The sequence below is a fragment of the Pseudomonas sp. MYb13 genome (assembly GCF_002980075.1).
GTDB lineage: Bacteria > Pseudomonadota > Gammaproteobacteria > Pseudomonadales > Pseudomonadaceae > Aquipseudomonas > Aquipseudomonas lurida.
On the sequence record NZ_PCQI01000003.1, the window covers coordinates 435,174 to 450,992 of the forward strand.

Sequence of the window (15,819 nt, forward strand, 5' to 3'; positions counted from 1 at the left end):
GCTCTTAGTTATTGTTATCGACGGTGGGTGCAGGTCACAGCGCCTGTGCGGTCGGAAAGGCCACGCGGTTGCGTCGCTCATTCAGGGCGAACACCGTCATCGCCAGTGCCGCCATGGCACCAGGAATGGCAAAGGCCATGAAGTTCAGTTGCAGCGGCAGCTCGATCGCCATCAGCGCACCGCCCAGCAGCGGTCCGACGATCGCACCGTTGCGGCCGATGCCGGAGGCCCAGCCCAGGCCCGTGGCGCGTATCGACAAGCCATACAGTTGCGCCGCCCCCGCATACAACAGGATCTGCGTACCGATGGTGGTCGCCCCTGCAACAAAGATCAGCAGGTACAACACCGGCATCGGGCTGTTGATGCCCAGCAGGCTGATCGAGATAACCCCGGCAATAAAGAACGCGATCGTCACGGTCACCAGGTTCATGCGGTCGCCCAGGCGCCCGCCTATGAGGGCGCCCGCCATGCCCCCCAAGTTCAAGGCCACCAGGAACGACAGGCTCGACCCCAGGCTGTAACCGGCGCCGGCCATCAGCTTGGGCAGCCAAGAACTCAGTGCGTAGACCATCAGCAGGCAGCAGAAAAACGCCGTCCAGATCATTGCCGTGCGCACCGCCAGGCCATGGCGAAACAGCTCCACCACCGAGGCGCCTTTGCCCTTGATGCCGGTGACGACCAACTCATCTTCGGCGTTGATCAGGGTGCCCGGCGACAGGCGAGCGAGCAGAGCGCGGGCCTGTTCCGTGCGGCCCTGGCGGATCAGGAAGCCAATGGATTCCGGCAGCCAGTACACAATCAGCGGCAACAGCAGCAGCGGGATCACCGCGACAAAGAACATCGACGACCAGCCGAAGTGCGGCAGCATGAAAATCCCTACGCTGGCGGCCAGCATGCCGCCCAGGGAGTAACCGCTGAACATGAACGCCATCAGGGTGCTGCGGACTTTTTTCGGTGCGTATTCATTGATCAGCGCGGCGGCGTTGGGCATCAGCCCGCCGCAGCCTAGCCCGGCGATGAACCGGCAGATGCCGAACTCGGTGGGGCTGCTGGCGAAGCCATTGATCACGGTGGCGACGCTGAACAGCGCGAAGCAGAACACAATGCCTTTCTTGCGGCCGAAACGGTCCGCCAGGGTGCCGAAAATCAGCGCACCGAACATCATGCCGAACAACGCGTAGCTGCCCAGGGCGCCAGCCTGCAAGGGCGTGAGCCCCCACTCGCGCATGATCGAGGGCAGGACCACGCCGTAGATGAACAAGTCATAGCCGTCAAAGATCAACAGCACCGCACACAGGCTCACGATCAACCAGTGGAAGCGGTTGAACGGAGCGTTATCAATAATCGAATGGACATCATGGGTACGCATGGCAGTGCTCTCTTTATTGTTGTTGTGAGTCAGTGTCTGCAGGTAGAACGCGCTTCAGCCGAGGTCGCCACCGCCTACCGGCAAGGTCACGCCGGTGATATAGGAAGCTTCGTCGGACGCCAGGAACAGGATCGCGCCGGCCTGTTCGTCGATGCTGCCGTAACGCTTCATCGGGCTACTGTCGAGGGTCTGGTCGACAATCTGCTGGTACCACACGCGCTCCTGCTCGCTCTGCGGCTGGCTGTTGCGCGGGATGCGCCGTGGTGGTGCCTCGGTGCCACCAGGCGCGGTGGCGTTGACGCGAATGCCGCTGCCGGCGGTTTCCAGGGCCAGGCAGGCAGTGAGTGCATTCACACCGCCCTTGGCCGCACCGTAGGGCACGCGGTTAACTCCACGGGTGGCGACGGACGACACATTGACGATGGCGCCGCTGCCCTGTGCCAGCATGTACGGCAGCACGCAATGGCAGCACCACAGCGTCGGGAACAGCGAACGGCGCACTTCAGCTTCGATCTCTCGTTCGGCGTAATGCTCGAAAGGCTTGGCCCATATAGTCCCGCCGACGTTGTTGACCAGAATGTCGATACGCCCGAACTGCGCCTGGGCCGCGGCCATCACCCGCGCGCACTCGGCGTGCTGTTCAAGGTCCGCAGTCAGCAGCAGTGCGCGTGCATGCTGCAACTCATGCACGAGCTCGGAGCGATCCACTGCCACCAGCCAGGCGCCCTCCTCCAGCAAGCGCTCGGCGACGCGACGGCCAATGCCCTGGGCGGCGCCGGTGACCAGCGCGACTTTGTTGTTGAAACGTTGAGTCATGGGCAGGTCCTCAGGCGGCATCGCTGCTGGCAATGGCGTTGGGGGTGAATTTCTCGTAATGGAAACTGGCCGGGCTCACGCCGTGCGTCCTGAAGTGTTGGCGCACCGCATCGACCATCGGGGGCGGCCCGCACAGGTACACGTCGACATCACCGTCATTGAGCACCTCGCTGGCCATGTGCTGGGTGACATAGCCCTGGCGGGGATGCGCGGTCTGTGGGTCGGCCACGCAGGTCACGAAGTTGAAGCCGGGCAACCGCGCACTGAACGCCTGCAGTGCCTCGACCATCACGAGGTCCTGGTCCCGCGTGACGCCGTAGATCAGCGTGATCGGGCAGGTTTCCCGACGCTGTGCGAGCACTTCAAGCATCGACAGGAACGGCGCCAGCCCGGTGCCACCGGCTAACAACAGGAGTGGCCGCGCCACTTCACGCAGGAAGAAACTACCCAGTGGCCCAGTCATCGGCACGCTGTCACCCGGCTGGGCGCGTTGCAGCCAGCCGCTCATCAACCCGCCCGGCACGTGCTTGATGAGAAAACTCGTGCGCCGCTCACCCGGGCCGCTGCTGAACGAATACGAGCGCGTCTGCCCGCTGTCGGGCACGCCAATGTTCACGTACTGGCCGGGCAGGAACACCGGCGCCTGATCCAGTTCGAAACTGACCTCCAGTGCGGCATCGGCGTGGCGGGTGATTCCGGTCAGCGTCGCGGCAAAATGCGTGGTGCCGGTCTTGCAGGCGCTGGACGGCACCGGAACGGCGATCACGCAATCGGACTGCGGCACCATCTGGCAGGTCAGCACCTGGCGTGCCTGCGCCTCATCCGCGCTCAAGGCGTCTTCGATGTAATCGTCGCCCAAGTCATAGGTGCCGGTTTCGCAATGGCATTTGCAGGTGCCGCACACGCCGTCCGAGCAGTCCATGGGCAGGTTGATGCGTTGGCGGAAGGCCGCGTCGAGTACCTTCTCGCCCTCCTTGCAATCGATGAAACGCGTGACCCCATCTTCGAAGTTCAGGGCAATGGCGTACGTCATGGCAGTGTCCTCAGATGTGGTAGATGTCGATGACCTGGTGGATATAGTCGTTTTTCAGCACCACCTTCTTGCGCGTGATCAGCGGCTGTTCGGCGCGCGTATCGAGGCGGTAGAACGAGGTACCGAAATAGCTGTCCGTGGTCTTGTAGCGGTGACTGAGGGTGTGCCAGTTGAATCGCAGCTCCACCTGCGCGCCATCGTCGGCGAGCACTTCGAGGTTGCTGATCATGTGCACGGTGCGCGGCTCCGGTGTGCTGGCGCTGGAGCGCTCGGTCTTGATCCGGAAGATGCGGTCTTCGAGGCCGTCGCGGCTCGGGTAATAGATCAACGAGATCTCACGTTGCGGGTCTTCGGTGAGGGTGTCGTGATCGTCCCAGGCGGGCATCCAGTATTCGACTTTGGATGAGTAGCATGCCAGCCACTCATCCCACTGGCGGTCGTCCAGCAGGCGCGCTTCGCGGTAGAGAAAATCCAGCAGGCGGTCACGGGACTGGCTCATCACAACACCTCCCGGTCGCTGGCGATCAGGCCTTGCTGCTCGCGTTCGATTGCGCGCTGCAGGCTTTGGGCCCAATGCGCATGCTGGCGTACGAACAACCCCTCGTCTTCGGTCTTGACCCCGCTGAGCTGCGGGTGCATGCCCATGGCCTTGGCATTTTCATCCGCGCCTTCAACCCATTGCTTGGCGCCACGACTGAGGTCGTTCCACAAGGTGCTCGCGCCCTGGTAGCCGGTCTGGCAAGCGCGGAACTCTTCCAGGTCATCCGGGGTGCCCATGCCGCTGACGTTGAAGAAATCTTCGTACTGGCGGATACGCGTGGCGCGCTCCTGGGCGCTCTCGCCAATCGGGGCCATGCAGTAGATCGTCACTTCGGTCTTGTCGACCGCGATGGGCCGCACCACACGGATCTGGGTGGAGAACTGATCCATCAGGTACACGTTCGGGTAGAGGCACAGGTTGCGGGTCTGGTCGACGATAAAGTCGGCACGCGCCTGGCCCAGGCGTTCGGCGAGCGCCTCGCGGTGGGCGTGCACGGGGCGCACCTCCGGGTTGAGCAGGCGCGTCCACAGCAGGATATGCCCATGCTCGAAGGCGTAGACGCCGCCCAGGCTTTTCGACCAGCCGTTGGCGTCTACGGTGCGTGTGCCTTCGGCCTCGTAGTTGCGCCGGCCCATGGTTGCCGAGTAGTTCCAGTGCACCGAGCTGACGTGATAACCGTCGGCGCCGTTCTCGATCTGCAGCTTCCAGTTACCGTCGTAGACGTAGGCCGAACTGCCGCGCAACACCTCCAGGCCCAACGGTGCCTGGTCGACCATCTGGTCGATGATCACGCGGGTCTCGCCCAGGTAATCGCTCAATTCCGGCACGTTGTCGCTGAGGCTGCCGAACAGGAAACCCCGGTAGTTTTCAAAACGGGCCAGGCGCGTGAGGTCGTGGGAGCCGTCGCAGTCAAAGCTGTCCGGGTAGGCACCGGTCTTGGCGTCTTTGACTTTGAGCAGCTTGCCCGCATTGCTGAAGGTCCAGCCGTGGAAGGGGCACGTGAACGACCCCTTGTTGCCTTGCTTGCGCCGGCACAACATGGCGCCGCGATGGGCGCACGCGTTGACCAGGCCATGCAGGCTGCCGTGCTTGTCGCGCGTGATGACCACGGGCTGGCGGCCGATCCAGGTGGTGAAGTAGTCGTTGATCTCGGGCACCTGGCTTTCATGGGCCAGGTAGAGCCAGCCGCCTTCGAAGATATGCTTCATCTCCAGGGCGAACAGCTCGGGGTCGGTGAAGATGTCGCGGCGGCAGCGAAACACCCCGGTGGCGGGATCTTCCTGAACGGACTCGCGCAGTTGCCGGGCGAGTCGGTCGAGTGTACTGGTCATGGGGCAGGCCCTCCGTTGTTCTTGTATCAGGCGCCCTCACCGTACGTGGCCGTCCTACTGGCCAATATCCCTTTTCTGCAAATCACTATCCGCCGGGCGCACGCCGCTTATCGGTGGCGTTTCCAGGTCTGCGAAGGCAACTCGCCAAAGCGCTGGCGATAGGCCTCGGAGAAGCGTCCCAAGTGCATGAAGCCATGGTCCAGCGCCACCTCGGTGACGCTGCGCGCGGTGCCCAGTTGCAGGCGTGCGTGCACCCGCTCAAGCTTGCGCCGCCTTACGTAGTCGCGGGGTGACAAGCCCACCTGGCGTTCGAACAGGCTGTACAACGAGCGCTCGCTGACCTTGGCCACTGCCATCAGTTGTTCGAGGCTGATGTCCTCGGTGAGGTGCTGCTCGACGAACTCGCGCACAGCCTCGAAGCCGCCACCCTGGGCCGGCTGGGCCACCACGCGCCGCACATTGCTGCCCAACAATGCCAGCAGCTTGTTCGCCACGATGCGCTCGTACAGGCCCTGCATATGCGGCTCGGCGGCGTTTTCCGCCTCATGGCAGATCAGCCCCAGCAACTGTGCGAACCCACCCATTTCGCTGAGCGCGTGACGGCCGGTTGCAAAGCGGATGCCCGGCTGCGGCAGGGCCCACTGCTGCTCCAGGCACGCATTTTCCAGGAGGCGCACCGGCAGTTTGATGATGAATTTTTCGCAGTCGGCGGAATAAGTCAGGTCCACCGGGTCATCCGGGTTGATCAGCAGGATCTCGCCCGGGCCGAACACATACTCCACGCCACGGGCGTTGGAACGGCAATGCCCGGTCAGCAGAATCTGCAAGTGGTAGATGGTTTCCAGCGCCACCGAGGTGACCCGCACCGGCGCGCCATAGCTGATGCGGCACAGGTCCAGGCTGGAAAAGGTACGGTGGCTGATGCTCGCCTGCGGTCGGCCCTTGGGCGGTAGGCGGATGCAATGGCTGCCGACATGCTGGTTGACGTAGTCGGACACGGCATAGGCATCGGCACGCTGGAAAATCTGGCTGCGCTCACTCAATAGCACGGTCATGGTTGCGCCTCTTTTATAGTTATTGGCCTCAGGCTGACGCCTGGTGTGGCGACCGTCCAATATGGATAAGGTCTGAAGGGATACCCTGGAGGTATGGTGCTACAACGCCGCTCAATGATACGCACTAGGCCGCGCATCGGCGCCGTGTGCAGCGAAACGTCTTGATACGTATCCACCTCGGTGCCGATAGAGTGACCCGCGCTGGTCATGCAGCACGAACACCACCAACATAATAAAAACAGCTGATCTTATTAAATCTCAAAATAACAATTTCTAATAATTAGCTTATTCCAAAAAAGACTTTCCCCGCGATTTTTTATAGAGATATCTTCATATCACAGACCGACCCCATGCCTGGCGGAGGACGTACCCCCTAGCCTCCAGGTTGCCTCCATGCCAGACATCGCATTCCCCGCCCCTATCAAGAAATTTCACCTGTCACTGCTGACCAGCTCCCTGCTATTGGCCGCCGCGCCCTCCTTCGCCGAGACCGCTGCCGAAGACGCCAAGCTCGACACCGTCACCGTGATTTCCACCGGCCTGCGTGGCCAGCAGCGCACCGTGGCCGACAGCCCGGCACCGATCGATGTGATCAACAGCGACCAGTTGCTCAAGACCGGCCGCGCCGAGTTGTCGGAGGCGATTGCCAAGCTGTTGCCCTCGTTCAACTTCGGCACCAACATCGCCGGCTACAACTCGGTTACCCGCCCATTGAGCAACCGCAGCCTTGGACCGGCCTACACGTTGGTGCTGGTCAACGGCAAACGTCGGCATAACGGCGCCACGGGCCAGCGCGGTTCCATCGACAACAGCGGCGCGAATGCGGTGGATATCGACCTGATCCCGGTCAGTGCCGTGGACCACATCGAAGTGCTCAAGGACAGCGCTGCGGCACAGTACGGTTCCGACGCCGTAGCGGGGGTGATCAACATCATCCTCAAGAACACCAAGAGTGGCGGACACCTGGAAACCAGCTACGGCCAGCTGTATTCCGGCCAGGGAGAGACCATCAAGGTGGCGGGTGACCAGGGCTTCGAACTCGGCCAAGGCGGCTTCTTCCATTTCTCGGCCGACGCGCGCAAACGCGGCAGTGCCTCGTGGAACGACAAGGCCGACAACACCGTGCGAGCGTTCGCCGACCCGGCCAAGCAAGCGGCCTGGGACCGGGTGGCGATCAAGAACGGCGACCCCGACCTCAAGGCCTTCAACCTCGCCTACAACGCCGAATTGCCCCTGGAAGACCTGACGCTGTACTCGTTCTCTACCTACGGCGAGCGTGATGCCGAGGCCGCCAACTACTTTCGCTTACCCACCGGCACGGCAGCGGTGCCCGAGGTGTTCCCCGACGGGTACTTCCCGCTCAACAACATCAAGGACCGCGACTACCAGTTCCTGTTTGGCGGCAAGGGCCTGCTGGCGGACTGGAACTGGGACCTGAGCACCACCTACGGCCGCAACAACGTGCACCACTCCAGCGACCTGAATATCAACCCGTCGCTGGGCACCGCATCACCGACCAAATTCGACAACCTGGCGACCTTTCGCTTTGAGCAGTGGGTCAATAACCTGGACTTCACCCGCCGCTACGACAGCCTGTTCAACCTGACGCCGCCGGTGCAGGTATCGGCGGGCCTGGAGCATCGCTGGGAGCATTTCAGCACGTTCGCGGGCGACCCTGAGGCGTACATCACCGGCACCTACCCCGCCGCTTCCGGCGCGCAGGCCGCCGTGACGATTCGCCCGGAAGATGAAGTGAGCCTGATCCGCAACAACTACGCCGGCTACCTGGACCTGGGCTTCGACCTGACCGAGCGATGGTTTCTCGACGTGGCCGGCCGGGTCGAGCATTACGACGATGACTCGGGCAATACCTTCGGCCTGAAAGTGAACTCGCGCTACGAATTGACCGACACCGTGGCGGTGCGCGGCACGGTGGGCACCGGGTTCCGGGCGCCCTCCCTGACCCAGATCGGCTACACCGTGGCCGACAACCGTGTGGCGACCGATGTGAATGGCAACGTGGTGCCGGCGGTTACACGCTTGACGCCGTCCGGCAGCAACCTGGCCAAGGCCCTCGGTGGCGACGACCTCAAGCCGGAGAAATCCCGCAACCTGGGGCTGGGCCTCACCTGGCAGCCAGCGCCACGCACCAGCATCACCGCCGATGCCTACCTGATCGACATCGACGACCGCATCGCCCTGACCAGCAACCTCTATGACCGCGGCAACGGTGCGATCAACGCCATTCTTGCCGCCCAGGGCGTGCCCACCGGCACCTGGGTCAACTACTACACCAACGCCTTCGACACGCGCACCAAGGGCCTCGACGTGGTCGCCGACCACACCACGCCGCTGGACGCCTGGGGTGATGTGCGCTGGAGCCTGGGCTTCAACTGGAACAAAACCACTATCGAAGGCACACGCGACACGCCGGGTGCGCTGGCGGGTTCGGGCGTGACCCTGGTAGGCCGCGACCGCGAAGGCGACCTGACCGACGCGTCACCCAAGACCAAGTGGATCCTGGGCGCCAACTGGAAGGTCCAGGACTTGGCCGTGAACCTGCAAACCGCCCGCTACGGCGCGGTGAAGACCCTGGCCGTCAACCCGACGGGCGACCGTAGCTTCGGCGCCAAATGGATCACCGACCTGGACATTAGCTACACCTTCGTCGACAGCGTCACCGTCAGCATCGGCGGCACCAACATCTTCGACGTACGCCCCGACAAACATGCGGTGTACAGCAACCTCGGCCTCGCGGCGTACGGCAACCCGCCGTTCTATCCAGGCGGCGGCTATTGGTACACCAAGCTGGCCTACGACTTCTGATCCACACCTTGCATGCACCCGAAACGCCACATGAGGGCACCCCATTGAATACCTCCAACTTGATGAGCCGTCTGCTGGCCCCTTGCGTCTTGGCGCTCAGCCTCGCCGCTTGCTCGCCCGGGAATGACACCCAGGCTGGCAAGACCCTGAACATCGCGTTCTTCGGCGACAACACCACCCTGGTCAGCGTCGACCCGTTCCAGGTCTATTGGCTGGAGCACCGGGTACTGCTGCGCAACGTCGCCGAATCCCTGACCGACCAGGACCCGGACACCGGCAAGATCATTCCCTGGCTGGCCAAGAGCTGGGAAGTGAGTGACGACGCGCTGACCTACACCTTCCACCTGCGCGATGACGTCACCTTCAGCAATGGCGAACGCTTCGATGCCAAGGCGGTAAAAACCGCATTCGACAGCGACAAGGCCCTGGCTACGCAGCTGCCGGCCACCTTCGGCGCCACCTACCTGGCGGGCTTCGACCATGCCGAGGTGGTGGACGACTTCACCGTCAAGCTGGTGCTGTCCAAGCCCAACGCGGGTTTCCTGCAAGCCACCTCGACCACTAACCTGGCGATCCTGGCGCCCGCCTCCTACGCACTGACTGTGAAAGAGCGCTCATTGGGCAAGATCATCGGCACCGGGCCTTTCGTGCTGGCCAGCTACACGCCGGAAGTCGGCGCCCACCTGACCAAGCGCAAGGGTTACGTGTGGGCCTCGGCCAATATGAAGAATCAGGGCGAAGCGCACCTGGACGCGGTGGACATCAGCTACATCCCCGAAGAGAGCGTGCGCAATGGCCTGTTCCTGCAAGGCAAGGCCGACATCCTGTGGCCACGCAACCCGTTCTCGGAAGTCGACCTGAAGCTGTTCCAGTCCAAGGGCGCGACCATCCAGAGCCGTTCGCTGCCGGGGCCTGCGCTCAATCTGTACCCCAACACCCGTGGCGAGCGCATCCTGGCGGACCAGCACGTGCGCCAAGCGGTGCAAAAGGCCCTCGACCGCAAGAGCTACGCCAGCACCGTCTACAACGCCGAGTTCCCGGTGGTAGACGGCATCTTCGATGTGACCACCCCGTATTTCAAAAGCCAGGGCGACAAGCTCGCCCATGACCCGGCCGGTGCCGAGCAATTGTTGGATCAAGCCGGTTGGGCCAAGGGCGCGGACGGTTACCGACAGAAAAACGGCAAGCGCCTGACACTGAGCTACAACATCACCCCGGCCGAAACCGCCGGCGACGTGCTGATCCAGGACCAACTGCGCAAGGTCGGCATCGAGTTGAAGCTCAGCGTGGTCACTCGCGCCGAATGGGTCGCTAACAACGCTGCGGGCAACTATGACCTGACCATCAACTACATGACCCGCGCCGACCCGATCATCCTGCAAACCATCCTCGATCCGCGCAGTGCCAACAGCTCCACGGTCGCCACCAACACCTATGAGCCGGCGGTGCTGGAAAAAGCCAAGGGCTTGTTCGATGCCGGCATCACCGCGACCCAAGGGCAACAGCGCGCGGCGGCCTATGGTGACCTGCAGGACCTGCTGATCGACGAAAGCTCGGCTTTCCCGGTGTATGAGCGCGTGTGGCAAGCCGCGACCTCGCCCAAGGTGAAGAACTTCCGCTGGACCGCCGAGGGCTTCGCGCTGCTGGGCGACATCGAGATCGGCACACCATGAGCCGCTATCTGATTGGCCGCGTTGGCCAGGCCCTGCTGGTGCTGTGGGGGGCCTATAGCATCACGTACTTCATCCTGTATCTGCTGCCGGGTGACACCTTGTCGATCATGCTCAGCGCGTCGGGCATGGAGGCCGACTCGCTGTCGGTAGAGGACTTGGCCAAGGCGCGGGCTTACTACGGCCTGGACAAGGGCCTGTTCGAACAGTATGTCGACCTGCTGCTAGGGGCGCTGCGTGGTGACTTCGGCCAGTCACTCTCGCTCAATCGCCCGGTGGCCGAGCTGCTTGCCGAACGGCTGCCGCAGACCTTGTCCCTGGCCGGCCTGGCCATTGTGCTGTCACTGCTGGGCGGGATCGGCCTGGCCTACCTGACCGCCTACATCCGTTGGCAACCGCTGAAAAAAGCCTTGGCGCGCCTGCCATCGCTGGGGTTCTCGGTGCCGGTGTTCTGGATGGGGTTGCTGCTGATCCAGGTCTTTGCCTTCGGTCTCGGCTGGTTTCCCGCCACCGGCAGCCGGGGCGTTGAGAGCCTTGTGCTGCCGGCTATCACCCTGGCGATTCCCAGCGCGGCGGTGTACGCCCAGGTGCTGCAACGCAGTTTCCAGGGGGTCTGGAAAGAGTCCTATATCGCCACTGCCTACGCCAAGGGCCTCAGCCGGCGCCAGGTGCAGGCGCGCCATGGTTTCAAGAATGCTGCGCTGCCGGTCCTTACCCTGATCGGTTTGCAGGTCGGCAATACGGTGTCCGGCGCGGTGTTGGTGGAGACGATCTTTGCCCGCTCCGGCATCGGTCGCCTCGCCCAGGAAGCGGTGTTGCGCCAGGACATTCCGGTGGTGCTGGCAATCGTCGCGGTGTCGGCGGCGGCATTCGTACTGGTGAACCTGCTGGTCGACCTGCTCTATCCGTGGCTCGACCCGCGTATCTCTCACACGCCAAAGGTGTCCTAGATCATGACCATCCTTGAGCAGAACCTGGGGCGCAACGCCCGCCCGGCAAGTCCTGCCCTATGGCAGCGCCGCAGCCGCCTGCAACGTGCGACGGCAGTGGTGTTGCCACTGCTGCGTCGACCGGGGTTCAGCCTGGCCCTGCTGGTGGTGCTGTTTGCGCTGGTGGCGGCCGTGGCCCCGCACTGGTTGAGCAGCTTCGACCCCTATGCCACGTCTCCCATCGACAAGCTGCGCGCCCCCAACCTGAGCCACTGGTTCGGCACCGATGAGCTGGGCCGCGACCTGTACACTCGGGTGGTATTTGGCTCCAGCCTGTCGGTGCTCGCGGCAGTCCTGGCTGTCGGTATCGCGCTGTTGGGCGGCCTGGGCCTGGGCATCCTCTCGGGCTTTGCCGGTGGCCGCATCGATGCAGTGATCATGCGCTTCGTCGACGTGCTGCTCGCCCTGCCCGGACTGTTGCTGGCGCTGGCCATCGTCACGGCAATCGGCTTCGGCACTGTGCCGGTGGCCATCGCCGTGGGCATCGGCATCATCCCGGGGTTTGCTCGTACCACTCGCGCCGAAGTGCTGCGGGTCAAGACCCTGCCCTACGTCGAGGCCGCGCGATTGGGCGGCGCAAGCTGGGGGCGCACCTTGCTGCGGCATATCCTGCCCAATGCCTGGGGGCCGGTGGCCGTGCTGGCGACCCTGGACTTTGGCGCGGCCATCCTGGCCACGGCCGGCTTGAGTTTTCTCGGTTTCGGTGCCGCGCCACCGGCAGCCGAATGGGGCACCTTGATTGCCAACGGTCGGCACTTCCTGATCACAGCCCCGTGGGTGTCACTGTTGCCCGGTCTGTTCCTGGTCGCCGTGGTGTTCAGCCTCAACCATATCGCCCGCACTTTCGAGGAGATCCAGCGATGAGCGCTTTAGTGGACGTTCGCCAACTCAGTGTCACCTACGGTTCCGGCGGGCACGTCAATCACGCGGTACGCACGCTGTCGCTCGCCATCGCCCAGGGCGAGACGGCGGCGATCGTCGGCGAGTCCGGCTCCGGCAAGTCGACCCTGGCCAATGCCATCCTCGGCCTGCTGCCGGACACCGCGCAGATCAGCGCGGGGCAACTGTGGGTGGACGGCAACGACCTGACGCACGCCAACGAGCGCCAGAAGCGCACCCTGCGTGGTCGTACCGTCGGCCTGGTGCCCCAGGACCCGATGGTCAGCCTCAACCCGACCCTGCGCATCGGCCAGCAAATCGCCGAAGCGCTGATATTGGCCAAGGGCAAACGTTACCCTGCGGTGGATGCCGACATTGTCGAATTGCTGCAACAGGTGGGCATCGACAAACCCGTGCTGCGCGCCCGCCAGTATCCCCATGAACTCTCCGGCGGCATGCGCCAGCGGGTGCTGATCGCCATCGCGTTGGCGGGCAACCCGCGCCTGATTATCGCCGACGAGCCTACCAGTGCCCTCGACGTTACGGTACAGCGCAAGATCCTCGACCACCTGCAACGCCTGGTCAGTGAGCGTGGGATATCGCTGTTGATCATCACCCACGACCTGGGCGTGGCTGCCGACCGCGCCGACCGGATCCTGGTGATGCAGCAAGGCGAACTCGTCGAGCAAGGGCCGCCAGGCCAGATCCTCGGCGCGCCAAAGCATGACTACACCCGCGCGCTGATTGCCGCGGCTCCGGCCTTCGCCAAGCGTCGCGAGCCGTTGGTGCGCATTGACCCGGCGCAGGAACCGATACTGAGCCTGCACAATGTGGGCAAGACGTTCGTGCTGCCCAAGGTCAAGGGGGAGGACTCGACGTTCGTGGCCCTTGAGGACCTCAACCTGCAGGTTTATCCCGGCCAGACACTCGCGATTGTGGGCGAGTCCGGCTCGGGCAAGAGCACCGCGTTGCGCATTGCACTCGGCCTGGAAAAACCCACACGGGGTCGGGTCTGGTTCGAACAGCAGGACGTCACCGACCTGAGCTGGCGCGAATTCCGTCCGCTGCGCCAGCGCCTGCAACTGGTGCAACAAAACCCGTTTGCCGCGCTCGACCCACGCTTCACGGTGTTCGACAGCATTGTCGAGCCACTGGTGTCGTTCGGTTTGCTCAAGGGGCCGGCCCTGGAACAGGCGGCGCGGGAGTTGATCAGCCGTGTGCACCTGCCGGTGAGTTACCTGGACCGCCTGCCGCGTGAACTGTCTGGCGGCCAGTGCCAACGCGTCGCCATCGCCAGGGCCCTGGCGTTGAAACCTGACCTGTTGCTGCTGGATGAGCCCGTCAGCGCCTTGGATGTCTCGGTGCAGGCGCACATTCTTGATCTGCTCCAAGAGCTGCAACGGGAGATGGGCATCGCCTATGTGCTGGTGTCCCACGACCTGTCGGTGGTGGCCAACTTCGCCCATGCCGTGCTGGTGCTGCGCAATGGCCGGGTGATTGAACAGGGTTCGGTGGAGCGGATATTCAACCAGCCGGCGAGTGACTACACGCGGGAACTGATTGCGGCGATTCCAGGGCGGCAGGTCACGGCAACGGCGGCGTGATCACCCATTTGCAACTGCGACAGTTGCAACAAACCGCCAAAGAACACATCGAACCTCTTCGCAGGCGCTGTCCCAATTACAGCGCAGGTCACTTTGAGTTGCGACAGCAGCGGCCGACGATGTGCAAGGAATCGCCTTGGGAGTCCATTTCAAGTCCGATGCCGGTGGGCCAGTCCTGGTGGCATCGGCACGGCGTACGAGCTACCCGCCGCCCCGATAACCAAGGGTAGGTTTCGAGACCTTCATGAGGCGACGCAGGTTCCTTGCACGCTCAGCAACAGTCCTTTGCCATTAAGCCCATTGATAGCCCCCTAACGAAACCCCCATGCTAGAGGGCTAATCGCTCGCTTATATCATTCCGAATGATAGTTACCTTTGCTTCATTCGATTCGTGACATAGCACATCGCCGCGCATGATCCGCCCATCTCAAATACATTGGCGGATGCACCTCATGGAACAGTCACTCAAACATTTGCGCTTCCCCCTGGCGATTTTGGCCGTGGTGGTGATGAGCGCGTGCGGCAAGACCCCGGAACAAGCGGCCGCCATGCCAGCTGCCAAAGTCAGCGTGGCCAAGGTGCTGGAACAACCGGTCAACGAGTGGGATGAATTCACCGGTCGCCTGGAAGCCCCGGAAACCGTGCAGATCCGTCCGCGCGTGTCCGGCCAGATCGATCAGGTAGCGTTCACCGAAGGCGCCCTGGTGAAAAAAGGCGACCTGCTGTTCCAGATCGACCCGCGTCCGTTCCAGGCCGAAGTGCGCCGCCTTGAGGCCCAGCTTGCCCAGACCAAAGCCGCCGCCACTCGCAGCGATAACGAAGCGCAACGTGGCGAGCGCCTGCGCCAGAGCAACGCGATCTCCGCCGAATTGGCAGACTCGCGCACCACCTCTGCCCAGGAAGCCCGCGCCGCCGTCGCCGGGATCCAGGCGCAGTTGGACCTGGCGAAGCTGAACCTGAGCTTCACCCGCGTGACCTCGCCAATCAGCGGCCGCGTCAGCCGTGCCGAAATCACCGCCGGCAACCTGGTGACCGCCGACGTCACCGCGCTGACCAGCGTGGTCTCCACCGACAAGGTCTACGCCTACTTCGACGCCGATGAACGCGTGTTCCTCAAGTACACCGAACTGGCTCGCCAAGGCCGTCGCGGTGCGACGACCCCGGTCTACCTGGGCCTGTCCAACGAGACCGGCAACCCACACCTGGGCCAGATGAACTTCGTCGACAACCAGGTCAACCCCGCCACCGGCACCATCCGTGGTCGCGCCGTGTTCGATAACAGCAAGGGCGAATACACCCCTGGCCTGTACGCACGCCTGAAGCTGGTGGGCAGCGGCACCTACTCCGCCGTGTTGATCAACGATGAAGCCGTCGGCACCGACCTGGGCAAGAAATTCGTACTGGTGATGGACGGTGACAAGCCGGCCTATCGCGCGGTGGAGCTGGGTCCGAAGATCGAAGGTTTGCGCATCGTGCGCAGCGGCCTGAACAAGGACGACACCATTATCGTGAAGGGCCTGCAGCGCGTGCGCCCTGGCTCGCCGGTCGCCCCGGAAACCATTCCGATGGCCAGCAAGGAAACCCTCGCCGCCTTGGCCCAACAACGACAAGCGCTTGAAGCCAGCAACCTGGAACAAGTGGCGCCGGATAAAGCCGCGCCCAAACTTGCCAGCGCTGCGACTCCACGCGGTTAAGGGATACGACTC

12 protein-coding genes are annotated in these 15,819 nt (G+C 63.3%); 6 read left to right on the forward strand and 6 right to left on the reverse strand.

Features of this window, described 5'->3' with window-relative positions:
• Positions 1–34 precede the first annotated feature (34 nt).
• The 6 genes from CQ002_RS08930 to CQ002_RS08955 form a co-directional block, all read right to left on the reverse strand.
• Complete coding sequence (locus CQ002_RS08930; protein WP_105162142.1) at positions 35–1,369, reverse strand: MFS transporter; 1,335 nt, start codon at positions 1,367–1,369, stop codon at positions 35–37.
• 54 nt (positions 1,370–1,423) lie between these two features.
• Positions 1,424–2,185 (reverse strand): 1,6-dihydroxycyclohexa-2,4-diene-1-carboxylate dehydrogenase, encoded by a 762-nt coding sequence (locus CQ002_RS08935; protein WP_098467676.1) that lies wholly within the window; start codon positions 2,183–2,185, stop codon positions 1,424–1,426.
• Positions 2,186–2,195: 10 nt separating this feature from the next.
• The gene (gene benC, locus CQ002_RS08940) at positions 2,196–3,218 is read right to left on the reverse strand and encodes a benzoate 1,2-dioxygenase electron transfer component BenC (RefSeq protein ID WP_069023912.1); all 1,023 of its coding nucleotides are present in this window, start codon (positions 3,216–3,218) and stop codon (positions 2,196–2,198) included.
• A gap of 10 nt (positions 3,219–3,228) precedes the next feature.
• The gene (gene benB, locus CQ002_RS08945; protein ID WP_105162141.1) at positions 3,229–3,717 is read right to left on the reverse strand and encodes a benzoate 1,2-dioxygenase small subunit; all 489 of its coding nucleotides are present in this window, start codon (positions 3,715–3,717) and stop codon (positions 3,229–3,231) included.
• Entirely contained in the window at positions 3,717–5,090 is a 1,374-nt protein-coding gene (locus CQ002_RS08950) for a Rieske 2Fe-2S domain-containing protein (protein ID WP_034103504.1), read from the reverse strand. The genes benB and CQ002_RS08950 overlap by 1 nt, the downstream gene beginning before the upstream one ends.
• Positions 5,091–5,197: 107 nt before the next feature.
• On the reverse strand, positions 5,198–6,145 hold the full coding sequence (locus tag CQ002_RS08955) for an AraC family transcriptional regulator (protein WP_105162140.1): 948 nt from the start codon (positions 6,143–6,145) through the stop codon (positions 5,198–5,200).
• Between the two features lie 393 nt (positions 6,146–6,538).
• Between CQ002_RS08955 and CQ002_RS08960 the strand changes: the two genes are divergently transcribed.
• The 6 genes from CQ002_RS08960 to mexE all read left to right on the forward strand — a co-directional run bounded on the left by CQ002_RS08960 (position 6,539) and on the right by mexE (position 15,807).
• A complete protein-coding gene (locus CQ002_RS08960; protein WP_034103506.1) occupies positions 6,539–8,971 on the forward strand; it encodes a TonB-dependent siderophore receptor in 2,433 nt (810 codons plus the stop codon).
• 62 nt (positions 8,972–9,033) lie between these two features.
• Positions 9,034–10,644: an ABC transporter substrate-binding protein gene (locus CQ002_RS08965; RefSeq protein WP_105163126.1), complete on the forward strand. Its 1,611-nt coding sequence runs from the start codon at positions 9,034–9,036 to the stop codon at positions 10,642–10,644.
• Positions 10,641–11,591, forward strand: coding sequence for an ABC transporter permease (locus CQ002_RS08970; RefSeq protein WP_034103507.1), 951 nt, complete (start codon positions 10,641–10,643; stop codon positions 11,589–11,591). The genes CQ002_RS08965 and CQ002_RS08970 overlap by 4 nt, the downstream gene beginning before the upstream one ends.
• A 3-nt stretch (positions 11,592–11,594) precedes the next feature.
• Positions 11,595–12,494 carry an ABC transporter permease gene (locus tag CQ002_RS08975; RefSeq protein ID WP_098466456.1) on the forward strand — a complete coding sequence of 300 codons (900 nt, stop codon included), beginning with the start codon at positions 11,595–11,597 and terminating at the stop codon, positions 12,492–12,494.
• Positions 12,491–14,113, forward strand: coding sequence for an ABC transporter ATP-binding protein (locus tag CQ002_RS08980; RefSeq protein ID WP_105162139.1), 1,623 nt, complete (start codon positions 12,491–12,493; stop codon positions 14,111–14,113). Before CQ002_RS08975 ends, CQ002_RS08980 begins: the two co-directional genes overlap by 4 nt.
• 452 nt (positions 14,114–14,565) lie before the next feature.
• On the forward strand, positions 14,566–15,807 hold the full coding sequence (mexE, locus tag CQ002_RS08985; RefSeq protein WP_034104225.1) for a multidrug efflux RND transporter periplasmic adaptor subunit MexE: 1,242 nt from the start codon (positions 14,566–14,568) through the stop codon (positions 15,805–15,807).
• Positions 15,808–15,819 lie beyond the last annotated feature (12 nt).

Bases quoted from the DNA above. Each gene is read 5' to 3' on its own strand.
- CQ002_RS08930 (WP_105162142.1), bottom strand. From the start codon at position 1,369: ATGCGTACCCATGATGTCCATTCGATTATTGATAACGCTCCGTTCAAC.
- CQ002_RS08935 (WP_098467676.1), bottom strand. From the start codon at position 2,185: ATGACTCAACGTTTCAACAACAAAGTCGCGCTGGTCACCGGCGCCGCC.
- benC (WP_069023912.1), bottom strand. From the start codon at position 3,218: ATGACGTACGCCATTGCCCTGAACTTCGAAGATGGGGTCACGCGTTTC.
- benB (WP_105162141.1), bottom strand. From the start codon at position 3,717: ATGAGCCAGTCCCGTGACCGCCTGCTGGATTTTCTCTACCGCGAAGCG.
- CQ002_RS08950 (WP_034103504.1), bottom strand. From the start codon at position 5,090: ATGACCAGTACACTCGACCGACTCGCCCGGCAACTGCGCGAGTCCGTT.
- CQ002_RS08955 (WP_105162140.1), bottom strand. From the start codon at position 6,145: ATGACCGTGCTATTGAGTGAGCGCAGCCAGATTTTCCAGCGTGCCGAT.
- CQ002_RS08960 (WP_034103506.1), top strand. From the start codon at position 6,539: ATGCCAGACATCGCATTCCCCGCCCCTATCAAGAAATTTCACCTGTCA.
- CQ002_RS08965 (WP_105163126.1), top strand. From the start codon at position 9,034: ATGAGCCGTCTGCTGGCCCCTTGCGTCTTGGCGCTCAGCCTCGCCGCT.
- CQ002_RS08970 (WP_034103507.1), top strand. From the start codon at position 10,641: ATGAGCCGCTATCTGATTGGCCGCGTTGGCCAGGCCCTGCTGGTGCTG.
- CQ002_RS08975 (WP_098466456.1), top strand. From the start codon at position 11,595: ATGACCATCCTTGAGCAGAACCTGGGGCGCAACGCCCGCCCGGCAAGT.
- CQ002_RS08980 (WP_105162139.1), top strand. From the start codon at position 12,491: ATGAGCGCTTTAGTGGACGTTCGCCAACTCAGTGTCACCTACGGTTCC.
- mexE (WP_034104225.1), top strand. From the start codon at position 14,566: ATGGAACAGTCACTCAAACATTTGCGCTTCCCCCTGGCGATTTTGGCC.